Source organism: Novosphingobium sp. 63-713 (genome assembly GCF_001898925.1).
Taxonomy (GTDB): Bacteria; Pseudomonadota; Alphaproteobacteria; order Sphingomonadales; family Sphingomonadaceae; genus Novosphingobium.
On the sequence record NZ_MKVS01000047.1, the window covers coordinates 622991 to 649758 of the forward strand.

The window sequence follows — 26768 nt, forward strand, 5'->3', positions numbered from 1 at the left end:
CATCATTTGACGGAAGGGTGCAACTCCACACCATCCCGCCATTCGCCGCCGATGGCCTGTATCAGGGCCACAGTGGCGGTCTGCTGATTGACGGTATTCTGTATCAGATTAACGCGCGCCGAATAGGCTGTGGATTGTGCGGAGGAAACGCTGGTAAAATCAACGGTGCCGGCCTGATACTGATTGCGGATGATGGTTTCGGCCTTGGCTGCGGCGGCATTGGCGGTGGTATAATAGGGCGCCTGCGCGCGATAGGCCGAGACGGCCGAGAGATTGGTTTCCACCTCCTGAAAAGCATTCAGCACGCTTTGGCGATAGGTGGCGACCGCCGCATTATAGGCCGCGCGGGCCTGCGCCACCTTGGCCGAACGCGCGCCGAAATCGATCAGCGTTTCGGCCGCGCTGGCCCCCAAAGACCAGAGCGAGGTGGCTGCGCTGAACAGGTTGGTCATCGTGGTCGAATTGGACCCCACCGAGCCGGACAGCGTGATCGAGGGGAAGAAGGCCGAACGCTGGATGCCAATGGCCGAATTGGCGGCGGCCACCGATCTTTCGGCATTGGCGATATCGGGGCGGCGTTGCAGGATGTCGCCCGGCATCACGCCCGGCACCGATGGCAGCGCCGGGTTCCACGCCGTGGGCGCCAGATGGAAGGTGGACGGATTTTCGCCCACCAGCACAGCGATGGCATTTTCATAGGATGCGCGCTGCCGCTCCAGATCGCGCAAGGACGCCTCGGCATTGGACAGGCTGGCCTGCGCGCTTTGCACATCGGCCTCGCTGATCGTACCGGCCGAAAGCTTGTTGCGCGTCACCTCCAGCGAGCGGCGATAGGCGGCCACCGTATCGGTCAGCATCACCTTTTGCGCATCCACCCCGCGCAACTGGAAATAATTGGTGGCCAATGTGCCGCGCGCCGAGAGCGTGGCATTGGCCAGCGTGGCCGCCGATGCCTGCGCCTGCGCCTTGGACTGGCGTGTGGTATCGGCCAGCTTGCCCCAGATGTCGGGGGTCCAGCTGGCGCTGCCGGTGGCCGAAATGGTGGTGCCGGTGCGGGTCACACTGCCGCCTGAACCGGTGGTGGTGCCGGTGCTGTTGGCGGCGAAGGTGCCGCTGCGCGTGTCGCTGGCGCTGGCGCTGATGGTGGGAAAGAGCGCGGCGCGATTGGCGCGCACCACCGCCTCGGCCTGCGCATAGGCGGCGCGGTAATAGGCGACGTTCTGGTTTGTCACCTCGACCTTTTCCTCCAGCGTATCGAGCACCGGATCGCCGAACAGCTTCCACCATTGCCCCTTGGCCACATCGTCGGCGGGCATGGCGGGCGCCCATCCGGCATCGCCCTTGAAGGCGGCGGCGGGCGCAGCGCTGGTGGGCACATGGTATTTGGGGGCCATGCTGCAGGCCGAAAGGGACAGGGCGGTGGCAAGAGCCAGAGAGGTACGCTTCATCATATCAGGCTTCCAGAGGTTCAGCATCGCCATGGCGAGCCAGCAGATGTTCATGGGGAGAGCGGCGGCGCCATTTGTCCACCGCCAGATAGACCACAGGCGTCGTCAGCAGCGTCAGCATCTGGCTGACGATCAGCCCGCCCACGATGGCAATGCCCAGCGGGCGGCGCAATTCGGCCCCGTCGCCAAACCCGATGGCCAGCGGCAAGGCGCCCAGCGCGGCGGCCAGCGTGGTCATCAGGATCGGGCGGAAGCGCAGCAGGCTGGCCTCGCGGATCGCCTCAAAGGAGGAGAGCCCGCGCGAACGTTCCGATTCGATGGCAAAGTCGATGATCAGGATCGCGTTCTTCTTCACAATGCCGATCAGCAGCACGACCCCGATCAGCGCGATAATGTCGAACTGCCCCCCCGTCACGATCAGGGCGAAGATCGCCCCCACGCCCGCCGAGGGCAGGGTGGAAAGCACCGTCAGCGGGTGGATCGCGCTTTCATACAGAATGCCCAGCACGATATAGATCGTGACGATCGCGGCCACGATCAGCAGCGGCATCGAGCTGGTTGACTGCTGAAACACCTTGGCGGTGCCGCCGAAATCGCCATGGACGCCGGCGGGCAGGGCAAGGCTGGCCTGCGTGGCGGCAATGGTCTGCGCGGCCTGGCCCAGCGAAAGGCCCGGCGGCAGGTTGAACGAGATCGTGGCCGAGGGTTCGCCATCGGTATGGCTGACGCTGGCCGCAGTCGAGGCGTTGGACCATGCCGCCACGGTGGAGAGCGGGATCTGGGTGGTGGCGGTGGCACTCACCGCGCTGCCCCTGGCTGCATTGTTGCCCAGCGAGGCATTGGCGTTGGTGGCCGTGGTGGATGAGGACAGGGTTCCCCCCACCGGCAGATAGAGATTGCCGAGCGCTTCGGGCTTGCCCGAATAGGTCGGATCGGCCTCCATCACCACATGATACTGGTTCAGCCCCTGATAGATCGAGGCGACCTGCCGCTGGCCAAAGGCGTCATAGAGCGTCTGGTCGATGGTGTTCATCGTGATGCCAAGGCTGGCGGCGCGGTTGCGGTCCACGGTGACAAAGGCGCTGGCGCCCGCATCCTGCTGGTCGATATCCACATCGGTGATCGCCTGCGGCTGGGCCTTCAGCGCCTTGACCAGTTTCTCGCCCGCCTCGCGCAGCATCTGCGCGCTTTCGGCGTGGAGGACATATTGATAGGTCGCGCTGGTCTGGCGCCCGCCCGCCTGCAAATCCTGCACCGGGTTGAGAAACACGCTGACCCCGCGCACCCGCGCCAGTTTGGGGCGCAGGCGGGCGATAACGTCATTGATCGGCGGACGCTCTCCGCGCGGTTTCAGATTGACGAACATAAAGCCCGAACCCGCACGCCCGCCCCCGGTAAAGGCCACCAGCGTGGCGACGGCCGGATCGGCGCGGATGATATTGGCCGCCTGCGTCAACTTGTCGGATGTGGCGGCAAAGGACATGGACTGGTCAACGCGCAGGCCGCCCGTCATCGCGCCTGTATCCTGTTGCGGCAACAGGCCTTTGGGCGCGACCACGATCAGAAACACGTTAAGGATCACCGCGCCCAACAGCAGCAGCAGCACCGGCCCGCGATGGTTCAGCGCCCAATCCAGCCGCCGTGCATAGCGCGCATGCAGCCCATCGAAAAACCGGCGCGAGGTGCGGAACAGGGCATTGTCCTTTTCCACCCCCGGCGCCGCCAGCGCCCGGCTGGCCAGCATGGGCGTGACCGTCAGGCTGGCAATCAGGCTGATGCCCACCGCCGCCGTCATGGTCAGCGCAAATTCGCGCATCAGCCGCCCCATCACCCCGCCCATGAAGATCAGCGGCACAAAAACCGCGACAAGGGACAGCGAAATGGACAGCACGGTAAAGCCCACCTCGCGCGCGCCGCGCAGGGCGGCGGTAAAGGGGGGCATCCCTTCCTCGACATGGCGGGCAATGTTTTCAACCACCACAATCGCGTCATCGACCACAAAGCCGGTCGCCACGGTCAGGGCCATCAGCGACAGATTGTCGAGCAGGAAGCCCGACATATACATCACCCCCAGCGTGCCCAGCAGCGAGACGATCACCGCCGCCGCCGGGATCATCGTCGCGCGCCAGCTTTGCAGAAACACGCTGACCACGATCACCACCAGCAGCGTGGAGACGAGCAGCGCGATTTCCACCTCATGCAGCGAGGAGCGGATGGTGATCGTGCGATCGGTGGCGATGTTGAGCTTGATATCGGCGGGCAGCAAGGCCTGCAGCCCCGGCACCTGCGCGCGCAAGGCATCGACCGTCTGGACGATATTGGCGTCAGGCTGGCGGGTGATGATGATCGGCACCGACTTCTTGCCGTTGAACAGGCCCATCGTGTGCAGTTCTTCCGGCCCATCGACCACGCGGGCGATGTCGGACAGGCGCACGGGCGCGCCATTGCGCCATGCGATGACCATGGGAGCAAAGTCTGCCGCCTTCAGCGCGGCGGCATTGGAGAAAATCTGCCAGGACAGGCCGCCCTTGGAAATGTCGATCCCCTCCAGCACGCCTCGGGGCCGGTTGGCGCTGGCCGATTGCAGGGCGGTGCGCACATCCTCCAGCCCGATCCCTGCGCGGGCCAGCTGCATCGGGTTGATCTCGATCCGCACGCCGGGCAAGGCCGCGCCACCCAACTCGACATTGCCCACGCCATTCACCTGAAGCAGCTTTTGCTGCACGATGTTCGACACCGCGTCGTAAATCTGTTCGGGCGTGCGGGTCGGGCTGGTCAGGGCAAGGATCAGGATCGGCGCATCGGCTGGGTTCATCTTGCGATAGGTGGGGTTGGTTTTGAGCGTGCTGGGCAGATCGGCCCGCGCGGCGGCAATCGCGGCCTGAACATCGCGGGCCGCCCCGTCAATGTTGCGGTTCAGGTCGAATTGCAGCACCACCTGTGTCGAACCCAGCGAGGAGCGCGAGGTCATCTCCGTCACGCCCGCAATCGTGCCGAGGCGGCGCTCCAGCGGGCTGGCCACGGTGCTGGCCATGGTGGACGGGCTGGCGCCGGGCAGGCTGGCCTGCACCATCACCGTGGGGATGTCGACGCGGGGCAGGGGCGCGACGGGAAGCTGGAAAAACGCCGCAATGCCCGCCAGCGCCACCCCGATGGTCAGCAGGATCGTACCGACCGGCCGCCGGATGAAGGGGGCGGAAATATTCACGCCGCCTGCCCCACATGTCTGGCCTGACGGCGCTCGCGCCAGTTTTCAAAGGCGAGGAAGATGACCGGCGTGGTGAACAGCGTCAGCACCTGAGACAGGATCAGGCCCCCCGCGATGGACAGGCCCAGAGGCTGGCGCAATTCATGGCCCATGCCCGACCCGAAGATCATCGGGATCGCGGCAAACAGCGCGGCAAAGGTGGTCATCATGATCGGCCGGAAACGCAGATGGGCGGCGCGTTTGATCGCCTCATCCGCCGCCATCCCTTCCTCGCGCATGGCGGCAATGGCAAAGTCGATCATCATGATCGCGTTTTTCTTCACAATGCCGATCAGCAGCACGATGCCGATAATCCCGATCACCCCCAGCCCATAGGAGGTCAGCGCCAGCGCGATCAGCGCCCCCACGCCCGCCGAGGGCAGGGTGGAGAGGATGGTGACGGGATGGATGAAGCTTTCATACAGCACGCCCAGCACGATATAGACCGTGATGATCGCGGCCAGCACCAGCACCGCCTCATTGGCCAGCGCCGAGCGGAAGGCCGAGGCCGAACCGGAGAAATCCATCGTCAGGGATGAGGGCATCCCCAGATCCTTGGCCGCCTGTTCGATCGAGGACACCGCATGGCCCAGCGATACGCCCGGCGTCACATCGAAACCGATGGTGGCCGAGGGGAATTGTCCCTCGCGTGCCAGAACCAGCGGGCTGGTCCCCTCGCGGATCGTGGCGATGGTGCCCAGCGGCACCTGCGTGCCGGAGGAGAGCGGGATATAGAGCTGTCCAAGGCTTTGCGGATCGGACAGCATCTGCGGGCTGGCCGAGAGGATCACGCGGTTCTGGCTTGACTGGGTATAGATGGTCGAGATGATCCGCTGGCCAAAGGCATCATAAAGCGCATTGTCGACGCTGAGCACCGAGAGGCCCAGACGCGCCGCCGCATCGCGGTTGACGTCCACGATCACGCTGCGCCCTTGGCCCAGAGCAGGCGCATTGACATCGCGCAGCGAGGTCTCGGATTTGAGCGCCTGCGCCAGCTTTTGCCCCCATGTGTTGACCGTATCCTGATCCGCACCATGCAGGGCAAAGCGATAGGGCGTCAGGCCCGTTTCGGTGTCGATGGTCAGATCCTGCACCGGCTGGAAGTAAAGCTGGACCCCCGGCACCCCGGCCGCGCTGTCGCGCAGGCGGGTCATGATCGCTTCCTGATCCTCGCGCGCATTGATGGGTTTGAGGTTGATGACCATCCGCCCCTGATTGACGGTCGTGTTCGTACCATCCACGCCCACGCTGGAGGAGAGCGATTCCACGCCCGGATCTTCCAGCATTTTGGCCGCCACCTGCTGTTGCAGATGGGCCATGTGGGTAAAGCTGATGTCCTGTGCGGCCACCAAGGTCGCGCGGATCTGCCCGGTGTCCTGCGTGGGAAACAGGTTTTTCGGGATCGCCCAGAACAGCGCCGCCGTCACCACCAGCGAAGCGGCAAAGACCAGCATCGTCAGGCCGCTGCGCGCCATGACCCAGCCCAAAGCGCGGGCATAGGCGGCGGCGAGGCGGTCGAACTGGTGCATCGCCTTGTCCACGATGGCAAAGCGGCGCTCCTCATGTTCGGGTTTCAGCCAGCGCGCGGCCAGCATCGGCACGGCGGTCAGCGCCACCAGCGCCGACAGCGCGATGGTCACGGCCAGCGAGATCGCAAATTCGCGAAACAGCCGCCCCACCACATCGCCCATAAACAGCAGCGGGATCAGCACCGCGATCAGGCTGACGGTCAGGCTGATGATGGTAAAGCCGATCTCGCTGGCGCCTTTCAATGCCGCGTCAAAGGGCTTCATCCCTTCCTCGACATAACGGGCGATATTCTCGATCACTACGATGGCGTCATCGACCACAAAACCGCTGGCGATGGTGAGCGCCATCAGCGTCAGGTTATTGATCGAAAAGCCCAGCGCCCACATCGCGGCAAAGGCCCCGACCAGCGAAAGCGGCACCGAAATCGCCGCCACCATGGTTGCGCGCAGGCTGCCCAGAAAGAGGAAGATCACCAGCACCACCAGCAGCACCGCCAGCACCAGTTCAAACTGTACATCCTCGACGCTGGCGCGGATGCCCTCGGTGCGGTCGGTCAGCACCCTGACCTTGACGTCGGCGGGCAATTGCGCGGTCAGATCGGGCAGAGCCGCCTTGATCGCATCGACCGTGGCGATGACATTGGCGCCGGGCTGGCGCTGAACGTCGATGATGACGGCGCTCTGCCTGTTCATCCAACTGGCGGTGCGGGTGTTTTCCACGCTCGCCTCGACGCTGGCCACATCGGACAGGCGGATCGGTGCGCCATTGGCATAGGAGACGACCAGATTGGCGTAGTCCTTCGCGCTGCCCAACTGGTCATTGGCGTCGATGGTCCAGCTTTTGGTGATCCCGTCAAAGCTGCCCTTGGCCATGTTGACATTGGCGTTGGAAATGGCGCTGCGGATGCTTTCAAGGCTCAGCCCCCGCGTGGCCAGCGCGCCGACATTGGCGATGATCCGCACGGCGGGGCGCTGTCCGCCCGACAGGCTGACCAGACCAACACCGGAAACCTGCGCGATCTTGTTTGAAAACTGCCGCTCGACAATCCCCTGCACTTCACCCAGCGGGCGGGTTTTCGAGGACACGCCCAGCGTGATGACCGGCGCGTCGGCGGGGTTCACCTTGGCATAGACCGGCGGCGCGGGCAGATCGGACGGCAGCAGGCTGTTGGCGGCATTGATGGCCGCCTGCACCTGTTGCTCGGCCACATCCAGCGCCATGCCCAGATCGAACTGCAGCGTGATGACCGAGGCCCCGCCCGATGAATTCGAGGTCATGCGCGTCAGGCCCGGCATCTGGCCGAACTGGCGCTCCAGCGGGCTGGTGACGGTCAGCGCCATCACATCGGGGCTGGCGCCGGGATAGAGCGTGCGGACCTGGATGGTGGGATAATCCACCTGCGGCAGCGCCGAGAGCGGCAATTGCTTCCACGCGATAAAACCGGCCAGCAACAGCGCGATCATCATCAGCGTGGTGGCCACAGGGCGCAGGATGAAGGGCCGCGAAGGGCCGCCCATCATCTTCTCGGCGGGAAGCTCGTCCCGGCCGGGTTCAACGGGCGCGCTCATTGGGCCGCCTTGCGCTTGCCCTTGTGTTCTGCGCCGCCGGGTCCTCCCGGGCCGCCCTTGCCGCCCGCCAGGCGCACGCTCGAGCCGTCATCGAGCCCATCCGCGCCCTCGGCCACGACCAGTTGCCCCTTGTTCAGTCCGCCAAGGATCGCGGTGTTCCGCCCATCGCTGGGGCCGACCTTGACCACCGTCAGCTTCACCTTGTTGTCCGGCTGCACGACGAACACGAAATCGCCCGGTGCGCCGTGCCGCAGCGCCGAAACCGGCACCACCGGCACCTGGTGCAGCGTATCGACCAGCATCTTTACATTGACGAACTGATTGGGGAACAAAGCTTTCACCGCCGCCGGATTGGCAAAGCGCGCCTTGGCCTTGATCGTGCCGGTGGTGGTGTCGATCTGATTGTCAAAGGTCGAGAACGTGCCCTTGGCCAGCTCGCTCTTGCCATCCTGATCATAGGCGATCACGGGCAGACCGGTCCCCTTGGCGGCAATCGCGTTCAATTGCCCCTGCGGCACGGTAAAGGCCACATCAATGGGATCGGTGCGCGTGATCGTGGCAATGCCTGCCGTGTCCGACGGCGTGACATAGGCGCCCACGCTGACCTGACGCAGGCCGATGCGGCCCGAGAAAGGCGCCTTGACCGCCGTATATTGCAGATTGAGCCGCGCCGTGCCCACCGAGGCGCGGTCGGCGGCCACGGTGCCCTCCAACTGGCCCACCGTGGCGCGCTGGGTATCGAGCGTCTGGCGCGCGACCGAATCCTGCGAGGCCAGCGTTTCATAGCGCTTGAGGTCCAGCTTGGCCGAGTTCAACTGGGCCATATCCTTGGCCAATGTTCCTTCGGCCTGCGACAGGGAAAGGCGATAGGGGCGCGGGTCGATCTGGGCGATGACCTGCCCCTCGCGGACCTGCTGGCCCTCCTTGAACAGGATGGCGAAAACCGTGCCCGAAAGCTGGCTGCGCACGGCGGCCGAATCGATGGGCGTGACCGTGCCGATAGCGTTGACCTCGACCGGCATATCGCCAAGGCCCACCGGCACCGCCGAAACCGCCGCCGCCGGACGCCCCGAACGCGCGTTCTTCTGGGCCCCGGCCCCCGCAAACCATTTGCCGATCAGCGCCACCGCCACCAGCCCCAACACCACCAGCGCATAGGCCAGCCAGGGTTTGCGGCGGGGCCGGTCATCTTCATAATAGGGCGCGGTGTCGGACATGTTGGCATTCTCCATCGGCGCAGGCCATACGCGGCCCATTGACGGTGCGCCCGGTGTTTCAAAGGACGTCAGGACTGGCCAAGCGATCCACAGCTTGCCCATTCGTTACAATGGGCAGATTGCCGCAAGCTGACAATCAAGAAAGTATCGTCAATTGCAACAGAACGTAACAGATGGTCTGCGGGACATGGCATTTGGCATGGTGGCCGATGGGCAAACCCGGCTTTTGCTGCTGGGCAGCCTGCCGGGGCGGCAATCGCTGGCGGCGGGGCGCTATTATGCCCATCCGCGCAATCAGTTCTGGAGGTTGCTCTCGCCGGTGGTGGGCGCGGACCTGATGGCCATGGAGTATCAGGCGCGGCTTGCTGCGCTGCTGGGCGCGGGGATCGGCCTGTGGGATGTGGTGGAAAGCGCCCGGCGGCGCGGCAGTCTGGACGCTGACCTGCGTGAGGTGGAGGCCCGCGACCTGCGCAGCGCGGCGGCCGGTTTGCCAGCCTTGCGCGCGATGGCGTTCAACGGAGCCAAGGCCTATGCCATCGCCCGGGCGCAATTGGGCGATGATGCGCCCGTGCCCTTGATCGCGCTGCCCTCCAGCAGTCCGGCCCATGCGGTGGGGATTGCGGCGAAGCAGCCGCCATGGACGGCCTTGCGGGAGTGGCTTTGAAGTTTTTTTGGGGGTGTTTTGGTGCCAGGTTGCGGAAGTTGAAAGCATCTGCCGCCTGAAGCCTGGCTTCATGTGTCAGCGGCCATGCACCAACCAAAGGCGCCGTTTAATGGTCTCATTCACGTAACAGGTGCCGTACATATAATTGGCCGTTGAATTCCTATAATCGGCGGCAGCATCCCGGCAAACTGCATCGCGACGCTTGATCCATTCTCTTTCGCCACCCAGCAAAGCTGCGCGGCGCGAGGGCGGCAGGCGCTTCCAAGTTTCATTCAGTCGCTGATCCTGTCGCTTAGCCTCCTCACTGTAACAAACGGCTTGCTGAAAAGTACCGCCCTTCGCGGGATCATGTTCGCACGCGCGAAGCTCACGCGAGATTTGGGCAGCGATTTCCTGATCGCCTTGGGCGTGTGCAGTTTCGGTCAGGGCCAGAACGCCTGTCAAAGCGAGTATCGCCGCCAATTCGAAACCTCTCATCAAACCTCCCCCTGCACTCCCCAACGCAGCCAATTTTTTCCGCCGCGCAGCGGCCTTCAAAACCCGACCCGGTCAAAGCCTCACGTCGCCATTCTTGCGCAACCCCATAATGGGATTGCAAAGGGACCAGTCCCTTTGCCCGCCGGAGGCCAATCTAAAACCTACCACCCGCCACCCAGCGCGAGGAACAGATTGATCTGATCCAGCACCAGCGCTTCCTTGGCTGCCTGTTCGCGCTGGGCCGCCAAAAGCGCCGTGTTACGCCCACCGATGTCCACCTGCGCCGCTGCCTTGCCGCCTTCGCGCAACCGGCGGAGCTGGTCGGCGGTTTCATCGGCGGCCTCGCGCGCCTCGGTCAGGGAGAGGAGGCGGTTGTGGTTTTCGCCATAGGTGCTGATCGCGGTCTGTACCTCGCGCAGGGCGTTGAGCACCTTGCCGTCGAACACGGCCAGAGCGCGGGCGGTGTCGGCCTTGGCGGCGCGGACCTTGGCGCGCGGGCCTGCGCTGGGGAAATTCCAGTGGATCAGCCCGGCGATGCTCCAGCGATTGGTTGCCGCTTGGCCCAGGTCGGCCAGCAGGCCGGTGGTGCCGCCGGTCAGCCCGATGCCGATCTGCGGATAAAGTTCGGCCGTGGCCACGCCGATGCGAGCGGTGGCGGCGGCCAATTGGCGCTCGGCCGCGCGGATGTCGGGGCGGCGCGCGATCAGGGCCGCGCCATCGCCGGTGGGCAGCGGCTGCGACAATTTGGGCAGGTGGTGGCAGGCCTCGGCTTCGCGCGGATAGTCATCGGGCGTGCGGCCCATCAGGAACGCAAGCCGATAGAGCGCCGCGCGCGACTTGATCTTGTCGAGCGGCAGCGCGGCGCGCGCATCGGCCAGACGCGCCTTGGCGGCGGACACCTCGATCGCGCTGCCCCGGCCCTCGGCCTGCAGGCGCTCGGCAAATTCGACCAGCCGCTCCTGCACTTCCACCGAATGCTCGACGATAGCTTCCATTTCCTGTGCGCCGCAGACTTCGACATAGGACTTGGCGACTTCGGCGGCCAGCGTCACCTTGACCGCATCGGCCAGCGCGCCCACGGCCCCTTCATCGGCGCGCGCGGCCTCTGCCCCCCGGCGCAACCGGCCGAACAGGTCGAACTGATAGCTGACCCCGCCGCCGGCCGAGCCGAGATTCATCACCGGCAGTTGTTCGGTCAGCAGATAGGATTCGCCCGAAAGCCTTGCGCGCTGGGCGGCGGCCTCGACGGAAAATTCCGGCTCATTGGCGCCTTCTGCCGCCTCGGTCATCGCCCGCGCCCGGCCCAGAGAAGCCGCCGCCACGCGCAATTCGGTGTTTGCGCTCAACGCCTGTTCTTCGAGCCGATCCAGCACCGGATCGTCATAAAGATGCCACCAGCGCGGGGGCAGGGGCGCCTGCTGCGTCATGCCATCGGCTTGCGACAACTTGGCCGAAACGGGCTTGGGCGCCTGATAATTCGGCCCCATCACACAGCCGCTTAACGCCAGCGCAGCACAGGCCGTCAGTAGGCCCTTGTTCATGGGGGGCTTCACTTCGCGCCATCCCGCGCCAGCGTGACCGAGGCCGTCCGCCCCGCGATCAGCGCGATATCGGCGGGCGGATTGTCCAGCTTGATGCGCACCGGCACACGTTGGGCCAGACGCACCCAGCTAAACGAAGGGTTGATCGCGGGCAGCATCTTCGCGCTCGCGAGCCTGTCATGATCCTCGATCGCGGCGGCCAGCGAGACGACATGGCCGGTCAGCACCTTGCTCTCGCCCATCATACGGATCGTGGCGGCCTGACCCACATGGACATGGGGCAGCTTGGTTTCCTCAAAATAGCCCTCGACGCGCAAAGATGCCGTGTCGATCAGCGCCATCACCGGCGCGCCCGCGCTGACATAATTGCCCACGCGCAGGTTGAGGTCGGACATGCGCCCGTCGGTGGGGGCGACCACCCGCGTGCGCGCCCGGTTGAGCAGCGCCAGATCGCGCGCGTCGCGCGCCGCCGTCACCCGCGCTTCGGCCTCGGCCAGCATGGCATTGGCCTCGGCGGATTTGGCCTGCGCCTCGGCGGCCTTGGACTGGCTCTGCTCGGTGGCCTCGGCGGCGACCAGATCGCCCAGCTTCTGGTTGCGGGTGGCATCGCGCTTGGCCTGCGTCAGCACCACATTGGCGCTCTGGATGGCGGCCCTTGCGCGCGTCACATCGGCCTGCGCGCTCTGCAACTGGCTGTCGGCCTGGCGGATGGCCAGATCAAAGCGCGCCGGGTCGATCTGAAACAGCACATCGCCCTTGCGCACGGCCTGATCGTGGGTGACGAAAACCTGCGTCACCAATCCGGCCACATCGGGCGCCACCTGCACCACATCGGCCCGCACGCGCCCGTCGCGCGTCCATGGGTCGGCCTGATAATAGGTAATCAGCGCGCGCCCCGCCACAAGCGCGGCCGCCACCAGCACGCCGGTCACAGCATAGCGGACGACTTTGGAGCCAGCAGGAGAAAGCGAGAGAGTCATGGCAGGGGCCTTATAGCGGGGAATGCAGAAGCGAGGGGACGAGCGGGGGCAACCACAGCGTGACCATCGCCCAGACGAGAACAAACATGGCCGTATCGAACAGCACCGGATGCCATACGAAACGATAAAAACGGACGGCGATCAACAGCCTGTGCAGCAGCAGCGCAATCAGCAGCGCGATGCAGCCATGCACGGGGGCCGCGTCAATATAGATGCCGCCAAGGATATATTCGGCGCTCATGCGTAACCTCCGGCGCGAAAGGCGGATGCATGGGGAAACAGGTTGCGGCGCAGCGCCACCAGCGCGGCGCGGCCCTGTTCCGGCTCGGTGATCAGGGTGGCCGATGTGGCCAGTTGCGGCAAGGGCTGGCTTTGCGTCAGGCGCAGCGCGATGTCGATCGCCTCCAGCAATTCGGGCGGGGGCGGCGTGTCGCGCTTGTTCGACCAATGCGCCGTGCCCAGGCGCAGCATATGTTCAAGCGCGGCGGAAAGGGCGGGCGTGGCATGGCTGCGCAGATGCTGGATCTGGACGATGTTCATCGCGATGCGGATGTCGCTCAGCCCCGCCGTCGCCATATCGGTGTCCGCGCCCAGACGCTGGGTGATAAGGGCGAGCTGATCGGTGCTGCGCCCCAGCGCGGCCAGCGCATCGGGCGGCGAGGAGGCCCGCGCCAGCGATACCAGATCGCGCCGCATCCGCGCGTTCAGCCGGGCAATCGCCACATCCTTGCTGATCGTGGTCAGCCCCGCCGTCATCCCGGCGGCCACCACCATGGCCACGAACTGGGCCAGATTGGTATTGAGGAAATGCGCAAAATCGGCGGTATAGGTTTCCTGCAGGGCGAGCGTGCTGCAAAAGCCCATCATCAGCGCAAGGGAAAACAGGCCATAGCGCGGATTGGGCAGCAAACTGCCAAACAGCAGCAGGGAGGGCGAAAGCACCAGCACCAGCGGCAGGAACCCGTCGATCTGGGGCAGGATATAAAACAGATACAGCCCCGCCAGCGGCATGGCCGAGAGCGTGGCCACCCCGAAATTGAGAATGGCGGGCACCGGATTGTCCATCGCCGCAAACAGACAACAGAACACGCCCGCCAGCGCGGCGGCCGAGGCGCCGTCATGCCAGCCCGACAGGATCCAGATCGCACAGACCACCAGAATGGTCAGCGTGGCCGCCACCCCCGCGATCAGCGCCGACATCGGATCGGCATGCAATTCGATCGTGCCCTTCTGCTCCTGATCCGAGAGCGGCGAGGGGCTTTGCGGATGGCCCAGATGATGGAGCAGCGCATCGCATTCATCCAGCAGCACGCCCGCCTGTCGCCGCCGCAACTCATAGCTTTCGCGCAGCAGGTTGTTCCATTCATCATCGGCATCGCCGATCGCGCGCCGCCGGTCCGCCATGCCCGAGAGCACCGGCAAGAGCAGCAGCACGCGGCGCAGCAGCGCCTGAACGCTGGCCGTGGCCTCGCGCCAGTGCGATGTGTCAAAGGGGATGTGCGTTGCCAGCAGCGTGCATTCCACCGCATCGACGGCCAGTTGCTGGCGGTCGCGCAGCGAGGTGGTCGGGTGCGCGCCGCCCAGAATATCGTCATACCATCCGCGCGCATCGGTCAGCCAGCGCTTGAGGCGCGGCTCCAGCGCTGTGGCCACCGATTTGGGCCATAGCAGGCTGTGAGCCAGCGTGGCACAGGTGATGCCCAGCACGATCTCGGTCACGCGCGCGGCGGCAATGTCAAACACCGCCTCGGGCCGGTCCACGGCGGGAAAGGCGATGATCGCGGCGGTATAGCCCGCCAGCATCAGCATATAGGCGCGCGGCGAACGGTCGAGCAGCGAGATGGCCAGCGTGATCCCGACCCAGAGAGCCAGCGCGAGGCTGAGCAATTCGGGCCATTCCACCAGCATCGGCACCAGCGCCACCGCCACCGTGGCGCCGCCGCCCGTGCCGATCACGCGATAGATCGCCTTAGATCGGGTGGCGCCCGAGAGCGGGCTTGACACAATATAGGCCGTGCTCATCGCCCAAAAGGGCATGGGCAGCCCGACGAACAGGCTGATCCACAGGGCCAGCAGCGCGGCAAAGGCGGTCTTGGCGGAATAGGCCCACGCGGACCAACTGGGCAAGGTCATGCGCAACGACCGCAGGCGGGATGGGGCAACAGATCGATCACGAAGGGCGACTCGAAACGGGGGGACATCTGTGCCTTAGGCCTCCTTATGCCGTCATACCACACAGCAGTCTGGCATTTAGCAATAAAAATATTTATGGCATTGCTTATGTCGCTTCAGCATCTGCGCACCTTTGTCGAAGTCTATCGCCAGCGTTCGATCAGCGGGGCCGCGCGTAGCCTTGGCCTGACGCAACCGGCGGTTTCCCAGCATATTGCCGCGCTGGAGGCCGCCATCGAGCGCGATTTGTTCACCCGCCAGCCCAAGGGCGTCATCCCCACACTGGCGGGCGAGGAACTGGCCGCCAGCCTTGGCGACCGGCTCGATATTGCCGAGGCGGCGCTGGCGGCGGCGCGGGCGCGTTCCTCGGATATGACGGGATCGGTGCGGCTGATCGGCCATGGCGATTTTCTGGCCGAGGTGGTGGCGCCGCGCCTCTTGCCGTTGCTCCATTCGGGCCTGCGCATCAGCCTGCACACCGGCGACCGCGAGGCGATCCGCCAGGGGCTGATCGAGGGCAATTACGATCTTGGCCTCTCGGCCTATGTGCTGGCCGACCGCCGTTTGCGCAGCGCGCGCATTCATGAAGAGCGGGTCTATGCGGTGGCGGCGCCGCGCGTGGCCGCGCGCATCATGGCCGCGCCCGATCTGCGCCGGGCGTTGATGGCCGAACCGGTGCTGGCCTATCATCTCGAACGCCCGCTGGTCGAGGACTGGCTGGTGGAAAACCGCCTGCCCGGCCCGCCCGTCAGCCCGGCGGTGGTGGGGCAGGACCTGCGCTGTCTGCGCAGCCTGATGATGCAGGAATTCGGCTGGACCGCGCTGCCCGGCTATCTGTGCGGCGATCTGATCGCGCAGGGGCAATTGACCGAGATCGTCGCCCCGGTCGAGCGGCCGGTCCACACCTATTCGCTGGTCTGGTCGCCTGCGGCCCTGCGTCATCCGCGGGTTGCCTTTGCCCGCAATGCGTTGATGGCGGGCAGCTTTCCCTGAAAGGGACATTTTCCCACCGATTTGTCGCAATTTGTCGTAGTTACCACTAGGCAGTCTGCACGAGTTCTCTACAAGGATCATGCGATGGCGGGGGCCTGAGTTGGGGAATTTTGTGATGTTGGGATCGGCCATGTCTTGTCGTGGGGGCAAGAGCGGTTTGTTGAAAGGCGGTGTTGCGCTGGCATGGATGCTGGCGGCGGCGCCATGTTGGGCGCAATCGGTTTCTCCCGACGCTGCGCCGGGCGTTGCTGCGCCGCAGAGCGTGACGCAGGATGCGGCAACAGCGCCCAATGTTCCGCCGGTTCAGGACGCCGCCCCGGCATCGACATCGGCCCAGCCTGCGCCCTCGACCCCAGCTTCCGCCGAAACCCAGCCTGCCGAGCCGCCGCGTCACCCCGGCCATCGTGGTGCCGAGGAAGAACCCGGCATCGTGGTTTCCTCGCGCCCGCTGGCGCCCGATCCTGGCCGGGCCATCAATCAGGCGTCCTTTGCCGTGACACAGGCCGTTGACAATGCGGTGCTCGAACCTTTTTCCAAAGGGTATGAAGCGGTGGTGCCTTCGCCGGTGCGCGATGGCATTCACAATGCACTTTATAACCTGCGCGAACCGGTGATCGCGGCCAATTTCCTGATGCAGCACAAGGTCGGCAAGACCGCTGAAACGGTCGCCCGTTTCGTCCTCAATTCGACGATCGGTCTGGCCGGCATCTTTGATATGGCCAAGCGCAAGCCGTTCAGGCTGCCTTTCCGCGAAAACGGTTTTGCCGATACGCTGGGTTTTTACGGCGTGCCCAATGGGCCCTATATCTACATGCCGCTGTTCGGATCGACGACCCTGCGTGATCTGACCGGGCGCATTGTGGATCGTGCGGTCTTGCCTCTGGCAATCGGCCGCAATGTCCTGCCGACGGCGGCCGTCGTGCCGATGATCGTGCTGGGGATTGTGGATCGCCGGGTGGTCAACAAGGAGCGGCTGCGGCAGGAAAAGGAATCGGCCGACCCCTATACGACGACCCGCGACAATTATCTGCGCCGCCGCGCCGATCATATCGAGGAACTGCGCCATCCCCATGGCGAGGACGAAGCGGGCAAAAAGGCGGAAAAAGAAGAAGAGGGCTGAAACCTCAGCCCCCTTCGGTAAGGTTTAATCCTCCGGCTCCGCGGCGATAAACAGGCATTGTTCGACCCGCATGGTCCAGATCAGCCCGTCGCCCTGACGGGCGGTGCGGGTGATCTGGTGGATCGTGTCATAGATCGGCTTGGCATTGGCTTCGTCCACGACGATGTGGATCATGGATTTGGGCGTGAAATCGACCAGTTCCTGTTTGATCGTCCATGGATAGTTGCCCAGCTTTCCGGTGCCGCTGCACCCTTCGACGCGGGCCACGGTCATGCCGGGAAATTCCGGCAATTGCCGCAGCGCCACGCGCAGCATTTCAAGACGGCTGGGCCGAACAACGGCGCGGATCTCAATCATGGCCATGGTGTTTTCTCCCCTCAGGCCTCGACGCGTTCGTCATCAAAGAAGCGATAGATCGTGGGCAGCACCACCAGCGTCAGCACGGTGGATGTGATCAGCCCGCCGATCACCACGATGGCCAGCGGCTTTTGCACCTCCGACCCCGGCCCGGTGGCGAAGAGGAACGGGATCAGGCCCAGCAGAGCCACTGTCGCCGTCATCATCACCGGGCGGAAACGCAGGGTTGCGCCCTGAACCACCGCCTCGCGCACCGATTTGCCCTCATCGCGCAGGTTGCGGATATAGGAGACCAGCACCACGCCATTGAGCACCGCAATGCCCCAGAGCGCGATAAAGCCCACCGAGGCCGGCACCGAGAGATATTCCCCCGTGACTGCCAGCCCCACGATCCCGCCGATGGAGGCGAAAGGCAGCACCAGAATAATCAGCGAGGCCAGACGCAGCGAGTTGAACAGGACAAACAGCAGGAAGAAGATCGCCGCCACCGTGATCGGCACAATGATCATCAGATGGCCCAGCGCGCGCTCCATATTCTGGAATTGTCCGCCCCATTCGAGGTAATAGCCATCGGGCAGCTTGATCTGCTTATCGACCTTCTGCTGAAGCTCGGCCACGAAGCCGCCAAGGTCGCGGCCCTTGACGTTCATGCCGATGACGATGCGGCGCTTGCCCATTTCGCGGCTGATCTGGGCCGGGCCGTCCGACACCACCACCTTGGCCACGTCGGCCAGACGCGCCTGCGCGCCGCCCGGCGAGGTGATCAGCAGGTTCGAGATCGCCTCGATATTGTCGCGATAGGCTTGCGGAAGGCGGACCACGCCGGGGAAGCGGCGCTCGCCTTCAAAAATTTCGGTCGCCTGTTTGCCGCCTACCGCCGTTTCCAGCAGATCGTTCACATCGGCCACATTGAGGCCAAAGCGCGCCAGCGCCGCCCGGTCGATCTCGATCGAGAGATATTGCTGGCCGCTGACCTTTTCGATGCGCAGATCCTCCGCGCCTTGCAGCGATTGACCCACGCGGGCGATTTCCTCGGCCACCCGCTTCAATTCGTCCATGTCATCGCCAAACACCTTGACCGCGATGTCCGAACGCACGCCCGTCACCATTTCGTCCACGCGGTCGGAAATGGGCTGGGCCATGACGATCTGGACGCCGGGCAGAGCTTTGAGCTTTTCGCGCATCGCGTCGGCAATATCGTCCTGATTCCAGCCCTTGGGCCATTCCTCGCGCGGTTTCAGGCTGACGATGGGGGTGGATTCATTGGGGCCTTGCGGGTCGGCGGGGCTTTCGCCGCGGCCCACGCCCGACACCGCCGATTTGACGCCGGGCACCTGCATGATGAGGCGCATGCCCTCCATCTCGATCTTGATCGATTCATCAAGCGCGATGTTGGGCACGCGGTTGATGCCGGGCACCACCGACCCTTCCTTCATTTCGGGAATGAAGGCCGTGCCAAGGAAAGGCAGCAGCGCCAGCGTGGCCAGAAAGCCGCCCACCGCCAGCGTGATCGTGCGCTTTTCATTGGCCAGCGCCCAATGCAGCATCTTGAGATAGCGGCTTTTCATCACCTTGATGACGCGGGTATCGTGGTCTTCCTCGCCGCCATGATGCCCTTCATGCACTTTCGGCGCTTTCAGCAGATAGGAGGACAGCACCGGCGTCACCGTCAGCGAGAGCACCAGCGAAATCGCCAGCGCAATCGCGATCGTATAGGCCAGCGGCGAGAACATCTTGCCCTCCATTCCCTGCAGCGTCATCAGCGGCAGGAAGACGAGGATGATGATGCCCACGCCAAAGATCACGGGCGTCGCCACCTCGACCACGGCGCGCAGGATGATGCGCACCTTGCTCTCACCGCTGTCGCGCGTCTGGCCCAGCAGCAGGAAGGCGTTTTCCACCACCACCACGGACCCGTCGACCATCAGGCCGATGGCGATGGCAAGCCCGCCCAGCGACATGAGATTGGCTGATATGCCCAGATAATTCATGCAGATGAAGGTGAGCAGCGGCGTCAGCACCAGCGTGGACACCACAATCACCGAGGATCGCACATCGCCAAGGAAGACGAAGAGCACGATCACCACCAGCACGATGCCCTCCATCAGCACCTTGACCACGGTGTGGATGGCCGCATCGACCAGTTCGGAACGGTCGTAATAGGGCACGATCTTGAGGCCGTCGGGCAACATGCCCTTGCTGTTGATCTGTTCGACGCGCTCCTTGATCTTGGTCACGATGGCCTTGGCATTGCCGCCCGCCATCATCAGCGCGATCCCGCCCACGCTTTCCGTCACGCCGTTCTTGATGAGCGCGCCATCGCGCACGCCGGGCCCGATCTTCACCTCGGCGACATCGCGCAGATAGACGGGCGTTGCCGCGCTTTCGCGGATGACGATGGAGCCAAGGTCATCGACCGATTTGACCAGACCCACGCCCCGGATCAGATATTGCTCGGCATATTGGGGCAGCACGCCGCCGCCCGCATTGGCATTGTTGCGCGCCACGGCCTGATAGACCTCGGCCACGCTGACCGAATAGTGGCGCAGTTGATCGGGGTTGACCAGAACCTGATATTGCTTGGCAAAGCCGCCCTGCGAGTTGATTTCCGCCACGCCCGGGATCGAGCGCAGCAACGGGCGCACCACCCAGTCCTGCGTGGTCCGGCGCCTGGTCAATTCCTCCTGGCTCAGCACCGAATTGCCGTCGCCCGGCTTGTCCAGCGTATATTGATAGACCTCGCCCAGACCCGTCGAGACCGGTCCCAGCACCGGGGCGATCCCCGGCTGCATTTTCGAGCCGACCTCGATCAGGCGTTCCATCACCAACTGGCGCGCGAAATAGACATTGGTCTTGTCGGTGAACACCAGCGTGATCAGCGAGAGGTTGGGCTTGTTGAGCGAACGCATTTCCTCAAGGCCGGGCAGGCCCGTCATCGCCACCTCGATGGGGACGGTGGCCATGCGCTCGACTTCTTCGGGGCTGCGGCCCCATGCCTCGGTGGCAATCTGGACCTGCACATTGGTCACATCGGGAAAGGCATCGACCGAGAGTTTCGACGCCGCATTCAGGCCAAAGCCCAAAAGCACGGCGGCCACCACGATCACGATCAGGCGCTGTTGCAGCGCCGCGCGTATCAGGGACTGGATCATTGGCCTTCCAATGCCTGCCGGTTGCGTTCGTTGTTCAGGTGGAAGGCGCCCTCGATGGCGATGCGTTCACCCGGCTTGACGCCCGAGATCACCACCCTCTTGCCCGCAACCTCCTCGCCCAGCGTGACCGCGCGGATGCGGAATTTGGACGGGGCGGTTTCGACAAAGACATAGTCCTTGTTGTTTTCGCGCACGATGGCCGCATTGGGCACCACGGGCTGCTTTTCGGGCGCGGCCGTCACCAGCATCGTCGCCAGCATCTGGGGCTTCAACTCCCCGCCGCGATTGTCCAGCTCGGTGCGCACCACCACTGTGCGCGTCTTGGGATCGACCACCTGGCCCACATAGACCAGCTTCCCCTCGCGCTTGGCACCGCCCAGCGCCGGGATTTCCAGCGCGACGGTCTGGCCCTGCTGAACGAAGCGCACCTGCTGTTCGGGCACCAGCGCGGTGGCCCACAGTTTCGACAGATCGGCCACCACAAACAGCGCATCGGCCGGCTGCACCACTTGCCCCAGCGCCAGATTGCGTTCGACCACCACGCCGTTCATTGTCGAGAGGATCGGGGTGGAGGAGGAAATCACCCCTTGCCCCCCCAATTGCCCCAGCGCCGAGGCCGACACGCCCAGCAGGCGCAACTGATCGGCGGCGGCGCGCATTTCGGCGTGCGAAATGCTGGCCTCGCTCTGGCGGCGCTGCAATTCGGCCGCGGCGATCACGTCGGCGGCATAGAGCTGCTGCGCGCGTTCGGCGGCGCGGCGGTTCAGTTCGTATTGCGAGCGCGCGCGCAGATAGGCGAGCTGCTGTGTCGACAGGTCCGAGCTGTTGATCCGGCCCAGCACCGTGCCGCGCGCCACGTTCTGACCGATATTGGCGGCTATGTCGGTGACGCGCCCCGTTACGGTCGCGCCGATGCGCGCCACGCGGTTTTCGTCAAACGTGATCTGGCCCGCTACGCGCAGCGTATCGGACACCGCCTCGACGCCGACCGGGGCGACCTTGACGCGGCCCTGCATGTTGGCGCCCGCCACCACACTTTCGGGGTCGATCTTGGGCTTGGCGGCTTTCTTGTCTTCGCCGCAGGCCGCCAGGGACAAAGGCAGCGCAAGGGACAGAGCCAGCGCCACAAAAGGATATTTTTTCATGGTTTTATCTCTGCGCAAGGTTGGAGCTGAGGCGCTGGATCTCGACCAGCGCCACGGCCAGATCGAAACGGCTGTTGATAAGGTCGGCGCGCGCTGCACGGAACACGCGCTGGGCGTCCAGAACGTCGATGAGCCCGCGCTCGCCAAAGCGATAGGCCGACTCGGCCACCTTGAGCGCCGATTGCGCCTGCGACACCACGCCGCCTTCGAGTGCGGCCACGGTGTTCTGGGCGATTTCATATTGCTTGTAGGCGATCACCAGTTCCTGACGCACCGCATATTCGCGCGCCTCAAGCCCCAGCGTGGATTTCGACAATTGCGCCTCGGCGGCCGCCACCGGCCCCTTGCGCCGGTCCCAGATGGGTACGGTCAGGCTGACGCCAAAGCGGGTCTGGTCCTGTTCGGCGTCGCCGCTGCGTTCGGCGCGCAGCGCGATCTGCGGCAGGCGCAGCGCTTCCTCGGTACGCAGGCGATAGCGCGCCTGATCCTGCTGGGCGCGGGCCTGAACCAGATCGGGGTTGGTGCGCGCGACCTGTTCGACCAGCTCGTCAAAGGGCGGCAATTTGGGCAAAGCCTGCAAACGCCCCGTCACGGTGAAATTCTCCGGCAGGGCGGGCCCCACCAGCATCCGCAACTGGCTGCGCGCCTGCTGCACCCGCAGCGCGGCGGCGGCGGCGGTCTTTTGCACGTTGAGCAATTCGGCCTCGGCGCGGATCGCTTCGAATTTGGCCGTTTCGCCCTGCTTGACGCTGAAGGACACTTTTTGCTGCATCGAGCGCACGATGCCGACATCTTCCTCGGCCACGACCTGTTCGGCGCTGCGGCGCAGCAGGTCGTAATAGGCCATGCGCAGATTGGCCAGCCAGTTGGTCACCTGTCCGGCAAAGCCCGCCTCGCTGGCGGCCAAACCGGCGCGGGCAGCCTCAATGCGCGGCGTGCGTGAAAAGGGCAGGTCGAGCGGCTGCGACAGACTGTAGCTGGTGGCCGTGCCGGAAAGCCCGCTGGCCACGGGCTTATAGCGCATCGGGCCGGTCATGAATTCGACCGTGGGGTTGGGCAGGGCGCGCGCGGTGCTCACCTCGCTGCGGGCGATGGCGACATCGCGCTGGGCAGCCTGAAGAGCAGGATTGGTATCCTGCGCTAATTGCTCAAGATGATCGAGAGAATAGTTTTCCTGTGCCATGGCATTTCCGCCAGTCGCCAGAAAAAGCACCAGAATATGGTGTAATCGCATCAGTAATCGCACTCCGCGAGGGCTTAATCCCGTATTTCCAGAACCCTCCCGACGGACGACTGACTATGGTTATGTTCTATCGCTGTCGGATTGTGGGGTATGGGAAAGCCGGCGGAGCGGCAAATAAAAATACAATAAACAAACAGGCCTGACGCGCAGGGGCCAAACCCTGCGCGTCAGGCGTCTCAGAAGGTGATCGCCGGGGCTTCGGCCTGATCCAGCCGCGCGCCCATGATCCGCGCCAGCGTGGGTGCGATGGCGCGCATGTCGATCTCGCCCAGATCACGGCCCTTGGGCACGCCCGGCCCGGCAATCATAAAGGTCGAGCGCATACGCGGATCGGCGGGGAAGAAGCCGTGCATCCCCTTGGTCGGCGGCACAAAACGCAGCGGCAGGCCGGGCGCGACATAGCCGGTGGCCAGCATTGGCGGGGCAAGATTGAGGTAGAAGCTGGCCTGCGGGTTGCCGCCCGCCTTGGCGATGGCGTCGCCCTCCAGCATGTCGATGATGCGGTTCGCCGGATCGGCCTTCAGCCCCACCAGCAGCTCGCGCACCTTGGCCTTGAGCGCCGCGTCATCCGGCCGCGCCAGCACCACCGCCACCGACCCGCCCGAGGCCCATGCCACCGCGTCCCAGCTCTCGATTTTTTGCCGCCCCAGTTGATCGGGCGCCGACAGGCGAATCAGCCCCGCATCGATCAGCGCGCGGCTGAGGTTGAAGGCATTGTCCACCGCCGCAAAGCCATGATCCGACACCAGCGCGATCACCGCATCGGGATGGGCCTTGCGCTCGGCCGCAACCAGATTGCCGACGATGGCGTCGATGCTTTCCAGCACGGCATGGCTTTGCGCGCTGTCGGGCCCCGTCTCATGCTGGGTATGGTCCAGCGCGGTCAGGTAAACGGTGAGGAAATCGGGATGATGCGCCGCGATCAGGCGGGCGGCAAAATGCCCCCGCGTCTGGTCGGCGGGCAGGTCTTCGGCTTTGCCCGGCGCATAGGGGCCTTCCTTGGCCTCCAGTTCTGGCAACAGGCCCGGCGTGGAAAGCGCGGAGACCAGCTTGGCGTCATCGGGATGTCCGGTGCGCCAGATCTGGGGCAGGTTCCAGCCGATTTTTGCCCCCACGCTGACCGGCCAGTGGACATTGCCGGTGGTCAGGCCTTTGGCGCGCGCCGCATCCCACAAGGTGGGCACCTTGATGTCGCTGGCATACCAGTACCAGCCGTCCTGGTTGATCGCGGTCGGGTCGAAGGTCACATTGTTGAGCACGCCGTGATGCGCCGGATCGACCCCGGTGATCAGCGTCGTGTGGCTGGGGAAGGTCAGCGTGGGCAAAACCCCCACGACGCCTCCGGCATGGGCGCCTTCGGCCAGCAGGGCGCGCAGGGCGGGGATTTTCAGCCCCCGCTTGTCCGCCTCGATCACATCGCCCGGACGCAGCCCGTCGATCGAGATCATCAGCACCGGGTGATGCGCCGGTTTGGCCGAGGCGGCAGGGATCATCCCCGCCGCTAGCAACAGACCCAGAAACGCCGATTTCACGCCCATCAGAAGCCCGCCTTGATCGTGCCGAACACCGCGCGCGGCGCGCCCACCATCAAGGTCTGGTTGTCGCCGCTGAAGCCGAAGCCGTTGGTGCCGATGGTCGAGACATATTTCACGTCGAACAGATTGGTCGCATTGACCTGAAGCTCGATCGGGCGGTCCGAGAACGGCGTCTTGACGCGATAGCCGAGGCTGGCATCGACCAGCGTGCGGCCGCCCACCGATTGATCATTGGTATAGGTGAAATAGCGCTTCGACATATAATTGACCGCAACCCGTCCAAAGATCACCTTGTTATCATAGGCCAGTTCGGCGCGGGCTAGGTGCTTTGGCGCATCGACAGTGGTTTTGCCGACCAGTTGATAGGTGCCGATGTTGTCGCGATAGGTGCTGTCATTATAGGCATAGGACAGGGTGGTGGAGAAGCCATGGCCCAGACGGGCGTTGACCAGCGCCTCGATCCCCGCCGAGCGCACGCCGCCCACGTTGGACAGCAGATTGGCCGCACCCACGATTCCCGCAGCGGTGGGGATCACCAGCAGGCGGTTGTGGAAATTGGTCAGGTATGCGCCCAGCGTGGCGTTGATGCGCGCATCCGAATAGCGATAACCGGCCTCATACGTGTCCGAGCTTTCAGGCTTAAGCGTGTTCTTCACCGCGTCGAACCCGGCCTGCGTGGCCGAGAAGGGGCCGCTGGTGGTGGCCGACTGATAGGCGCGGGTGGACTGGGCGAAACCGGCGTAGATTTCGCCATTGCCGCCGATCTTGTAGGCCGCGCCGACGGTGGGCTGGAACCAGTCCTTGGCCGTGATCCGGCCCGAGGCGCGCCCGCCCGCGATCACGGGGCTGGCCTTGTTGATGACGGCAAAGCCCTTCCAGCCCAGATTGATGGTCAGGTCGCCATATTTTACCGTATCGGCCACATGATATTGCAGTGTCTCGGTGGCGAAGTTCAGCTCCCATTGCGTGGCGAAGGGGTTGCTGGGCCAGTCGAGCAGGCCCTGACCCGGATCGGTGCGGCTGAGCACGGCGTAATAGCGGCGCGCCTGATTGAAGGCATTGTGTTCCCACCAGCCGCCGACGGTCAGCTTATGCGCGCCGATCTCGCCGTCGATATGGCCGAAAATGCCGCCGCGCTTGATCGCATATTCGGTGGTGCGCAGCGAGAGCGGGATGCCGTTCGGGCTGTTGACATAGGGCGTCCACCAGAGGCCGCGGCCCTTGTTGTCGTGGTAATAGGCCTTGATCTCGCCGGAGAACTTTTCGCTGAACTGGGTCTTGGCGCCCACCCAGCCGAGGAAGTCCTTGCGCAGACCGCCGCCCGAATAATAGGCATCATCGGCATTGGCAAAGGGCGCGGGCCATGCGGTGCCCGCCGAGGGATTGGTGGGGGTGGCGCCCGAATAGCCATTGTTGGCCGCCACATCGGCCACCTTGACCGCCAGCGCGTAATTGTTTGAAATATTGTCCCAGTTATAGCCGAGGCGGTTCAGCATTCCGAGGCTGAGGTCCTGATAGTCAACCTCGGCGCGGTCGGAATACGAGGCATAGGCCGACAGCTGGGTCTTGCCCACATCGCCCACGATCTTGGCGTTCACCAGCGTCTGGCGCTGCTGGCCATAGCCCTTCCATTTCGAGGTTTCGTGGTGATCGACCGCGATATAGCCGCGCAGATCGCCATTGGCGCTGGCCGCATTGACCCGGCCATAGGTGCGCCAGCTGTTGAAGCTGCCATAGGTGGCGGCGGCATCCAGCGCGAAATGGTCGAGCGGGTCCATGCTGGAAAACTCGACCGTGCCGCCCAGATTGTTGGTCGCCTGCGTGCCCAGAGCGCCCGCGCCCTGCGTCACGCGGGTGGCGCCGATATTGTCGGTGATGATCGCGCGGCTGATATGCAGGCCGTTCAGGTTGCCATAGGTGGCATCGCCCAGCGGCACGCCGTCGAGGGTGAAGCCGAGCTGGTTCTGGTTGAAGCCGCGAATCGAGACGCGCATGGCCCATTCATACGAACCGAAGGGATCGGCGCTCTGGAAATTGACGCTGGGCAGGTTTTCGATGGCCTTGAACGGGCTGGTGCCGGGGACCAGCACGGCCAGATCCTTAGTGGTCAGGGTCTGAGCCTGACGCACGACGCCTTGCCCCACCACGACGATGGCGTCCGATTCGCCGGCATCGGCGGCGGGCGCTTCTGCGGCGACAGGCGCTTCGGCGGCATGGACAAAGCCGAGCGGGCAGAGCGCGCTGGCGGCAAGCAGAAGATAGCAAAGTTTGGACATGACGACCCCCATGTGCAGGATGCAGTGATGGGGCGCGGCCTAGGGCCGCCCTGTTACGGACAGGTGGCGGAACAGAGATGATTTGATGACGATTTTATGAAGA

18 protein-coding genes are annotated in these 26768 nt (G+C 64.5%); 3 read left to right on the forward strand and 15 right to left on the reverse strand.

The genetic code is table 11. From position 1 onward, the window contains the following. Positions 1-2: 2 nt before the first annotated feature. Genes BGP00_RS21300 through BGP00_RS21315 form a run of 4 tightly spaced genes read right to left on the reverse strand, consistent with a single transcriptional unit; the run spans position 3 to position 9010 of the window. A complete protein-coding gene (locus BGP00_RS21300) occupies positions 3-1502 on the reverse strand; it encodes an efflux transporter outer membrane subunit (protein WP_292688837.1) in 1500 nt (499 codons plus the stop codon). Then, on the reverse strand, positions 1453-4656 hold the full coding sequence (locus BGP00_RS21305; RefSeq protein ID WP_292688839.1) for an efflux RND transporter permease subunit: 3204 nt from the start codon (positions 4654-4656) through the stop codon (positions 1453-1455). Before BGP00_RS21305 ends, BGP00_RS21300 begins: the two co-directional genes overlap by 50 nt. Next, the gene (locus BGP00_RS21310) at positions 4653-7793 is read right to left on the reverse strand and encodes an efflux RND transporter permease subunit (protein ID WP_292688841.1); all 3141 of its coding nucleotides are present in this window, start codon (positions 7791-7793) and stop codon (positions 4653-4655) included. Before BGP00_RS21310 ends, BGP00_RS21305 begins: the two co-directional genes overlap by 4 nt. After that, the gene (locus tag BGP00_RS21315; RefSeq protein WP_292688842.1) at positions 7790-9010 is read right to left on the reverse strand and encodes an efflux RND transporter periplasmic adaptor subunit; all 1221 of its coding nucleotides are present in this window, start codon (positions 9008-9010) and stop codon (positions 7790-7792) included. Before BGP00_RS21315 ends, BGP00_RS21310 begins: the two co-directional genes overlap by 4 nt. Positions 9011-9197: 187 nt before the next feature. On the opposite strand from BGP00_RS21315, the gene BGP00_RS21320 reads away from it, so the two are divergent. Continuing rightward, positions 9198-9674 carry a DNA-deoxyinosine glycosylase gene (locus BGP00_RS21320; RefSeq protein ID WP_292688844.1) on the forward strand — a complete coding sequence of 159 codons (477 nt, stop codon included), beginning with the start codon at positions 9198-9200 and terminating at the stop codon, positions 9672-9674. 75 nt (positions 9675-9749) lie between these two features. Here BGP00_RS21320 and BGP00_RS21325 read toward each other — a convergent pair whose 3' ends face one another. The 5 genes from BGP00_RS21325 to BGP00_RS21345 form a co-directional block, all read right to left on the reverse strand. Beyond that, positions 9750-10151 carry a lysozyme inhibitor LprI family protein gene (locus BGP00_RS21325; protein ID WP_292688846.1) on the reverse strand — a complete coding sequence of 134 codons (402 nt, stop codon included), beginning with the start codon at positions 10149-10151 and terminating at the stop codon, positions 9750-9752. Positions 10152-10312: 161 nt separating this feature from the next. Next, positions 10313-11692 carry an efflux transporter outer membrane subunit gene (locus BGP00_RS21330; protein WP_168604224.1) on the reverse strand — a complete coding sequence of 460 codons (1380 nt, stop codon included), beginning with the start codon at positions 11690-11692 and terminating at the stop codon, positions 10313-10315. Positions 11693-11700: 8 nt separating this feature from the next. Next, positions 11701-12672: an HlyD family secretion protein gene (locus BGP00_RS21335; RefSeq protein WP_292688849.1), complete on the reverse strand. Its 972-nt coding sequence runs from the start codon at positions 12670-12672 to the stop codon at positions 11701-11703. Positions 12673-12682: 10 nt separating this feature from the next. After that, positions 12683-12913, reverse strand: coding sequence for a DUF1656 domain-containing protein (locus tag BGP00_RS21340; RefSeq protein ID WP_168604226.1), 231 nt, complete (start codon positions 12911-12913; stop codon positions 12683-12685). Further along, on the reverse strand, positions 12910-14805 hold the full coding sequence (locus BGP00_RS21345; RefSeq protein ID WP_292688851.1) for an FUSC family protein: 1896 nt from the start codon (positions 14803-14805) through the stop codon (positions 12910-12912). Before BGP00_RS21345 ends, BGP00_RS21340 begins: the two co-directional genes overlap by 4 nt. Positions 14806-14940: 135 nt before the next feature. On the opposite strand from BGP00_RS21345, the gene BGP00_RS21350 reads away from it, so the two are divergent. Beyond that, complete coding sequence (locus tag BGP00_RS21350) at positions 14941-15837, forward strand: LysR family transcriptional regulator (RefSeq protein WP_292920976.1); 897 nt, start codon at positions 14941-14943, stop codon at positions 15835-15837. A gap of 160 nt (positions 15838-15997) precedes the next feature. Further along, the gene (locus BGP00_RS21355; protein WP_292920974.1) at positions 15998-16957 is read left to right on the forward strand and encodes an MlaA family lipoprotein; all 960 of its coding nucleotides are present in this window, start codon (positions 15998-16000) and stop codon (positions 16955-16957) included. A gap of 24 nt (positions 16958-16981) precedes the next feature. On the opposite strand, the gene BGP00_RS21360 is transcribed toward BGP00_RS21355, so the two are convergent. The 6 genes from BGP00_RS21360 to BGP00_RS21385 all read right to left on the reverse strand — a co-directional run bounded on the left by BGP00_RS21360 (position 16982) and on the right by BGP00_RS21385 (position 26665). Further along, positions 16982-17320 (reverse strand): P-II family nitrogen regulator, encoded by a 339-nt coding sequence (locus BGP00_RS21360; RefSeq protein ID WP_168604230.1) that lies wholly within the window; start codon positions 17318-17320, stop codon positions 16982-16984. 14 nt (positions 17321-17334) lie between these two features. Continuing rightward, positions 17335-20466 carry an efflux RND transporter permease subunit gene (locus BGP00_RS21365; protein WP_292688856.1) on the reverse strand — a complete coding sequence of 1044 codons (3132 nt, stop codon included), beginning with the start codon at positions 20464-20466 and terminating at the stop codon, positions 17335-17337. Then, positions 20463-21611 (reverse strand): efflux RND transporter periplasmic adaptor subunit, encoded by a 1149-nt coding sequence (locus tag BGP00_RS21370; protein ID WP_292688858.1) that lies wholly within the window; start codon positions 21609-21611, stop codon positions 20463-20465. Before BGP00_RS21370 ends, BGP00_RS21365 begins: the two co-directional genes overlap by 4 nt. Positions 21612-21615: 4 nt before the next feature. After that, positions 21616-22794, reverse strand: coding sequence for a TolC family protein (locus BGP00_RS21375; protein ID WP_246870194.1), 1179 nt, complete (start codon positions 22792-22794; stop codon positions 21616-21618). A gap of 236 nt (positions 22795-23030) precedes the next feature. Next, positions 23031-24347, reverse strand: a complete 1317-nt coding sequence (locus tag BGP00_RS21380; protein WP_292689219.1) for an alkaline phosphatase family protein — start codon at positions 24345-24347, stop codon at positions 23031-23033. A gap of 44 nt (positions 24348-24391) precedes the next feature. Then, positions 24392-26665, reverse strand: a complete 2274-nt coding sequence (locus BGP00_RS21385) for a TonB-dependent receptor (RefSeq protein ID WP_292688860.1) — start codon at positions 26663-26665, stop codon at positions 24392-24394. Positions 26666-26768: the final 103 nt, after the last annotated feature.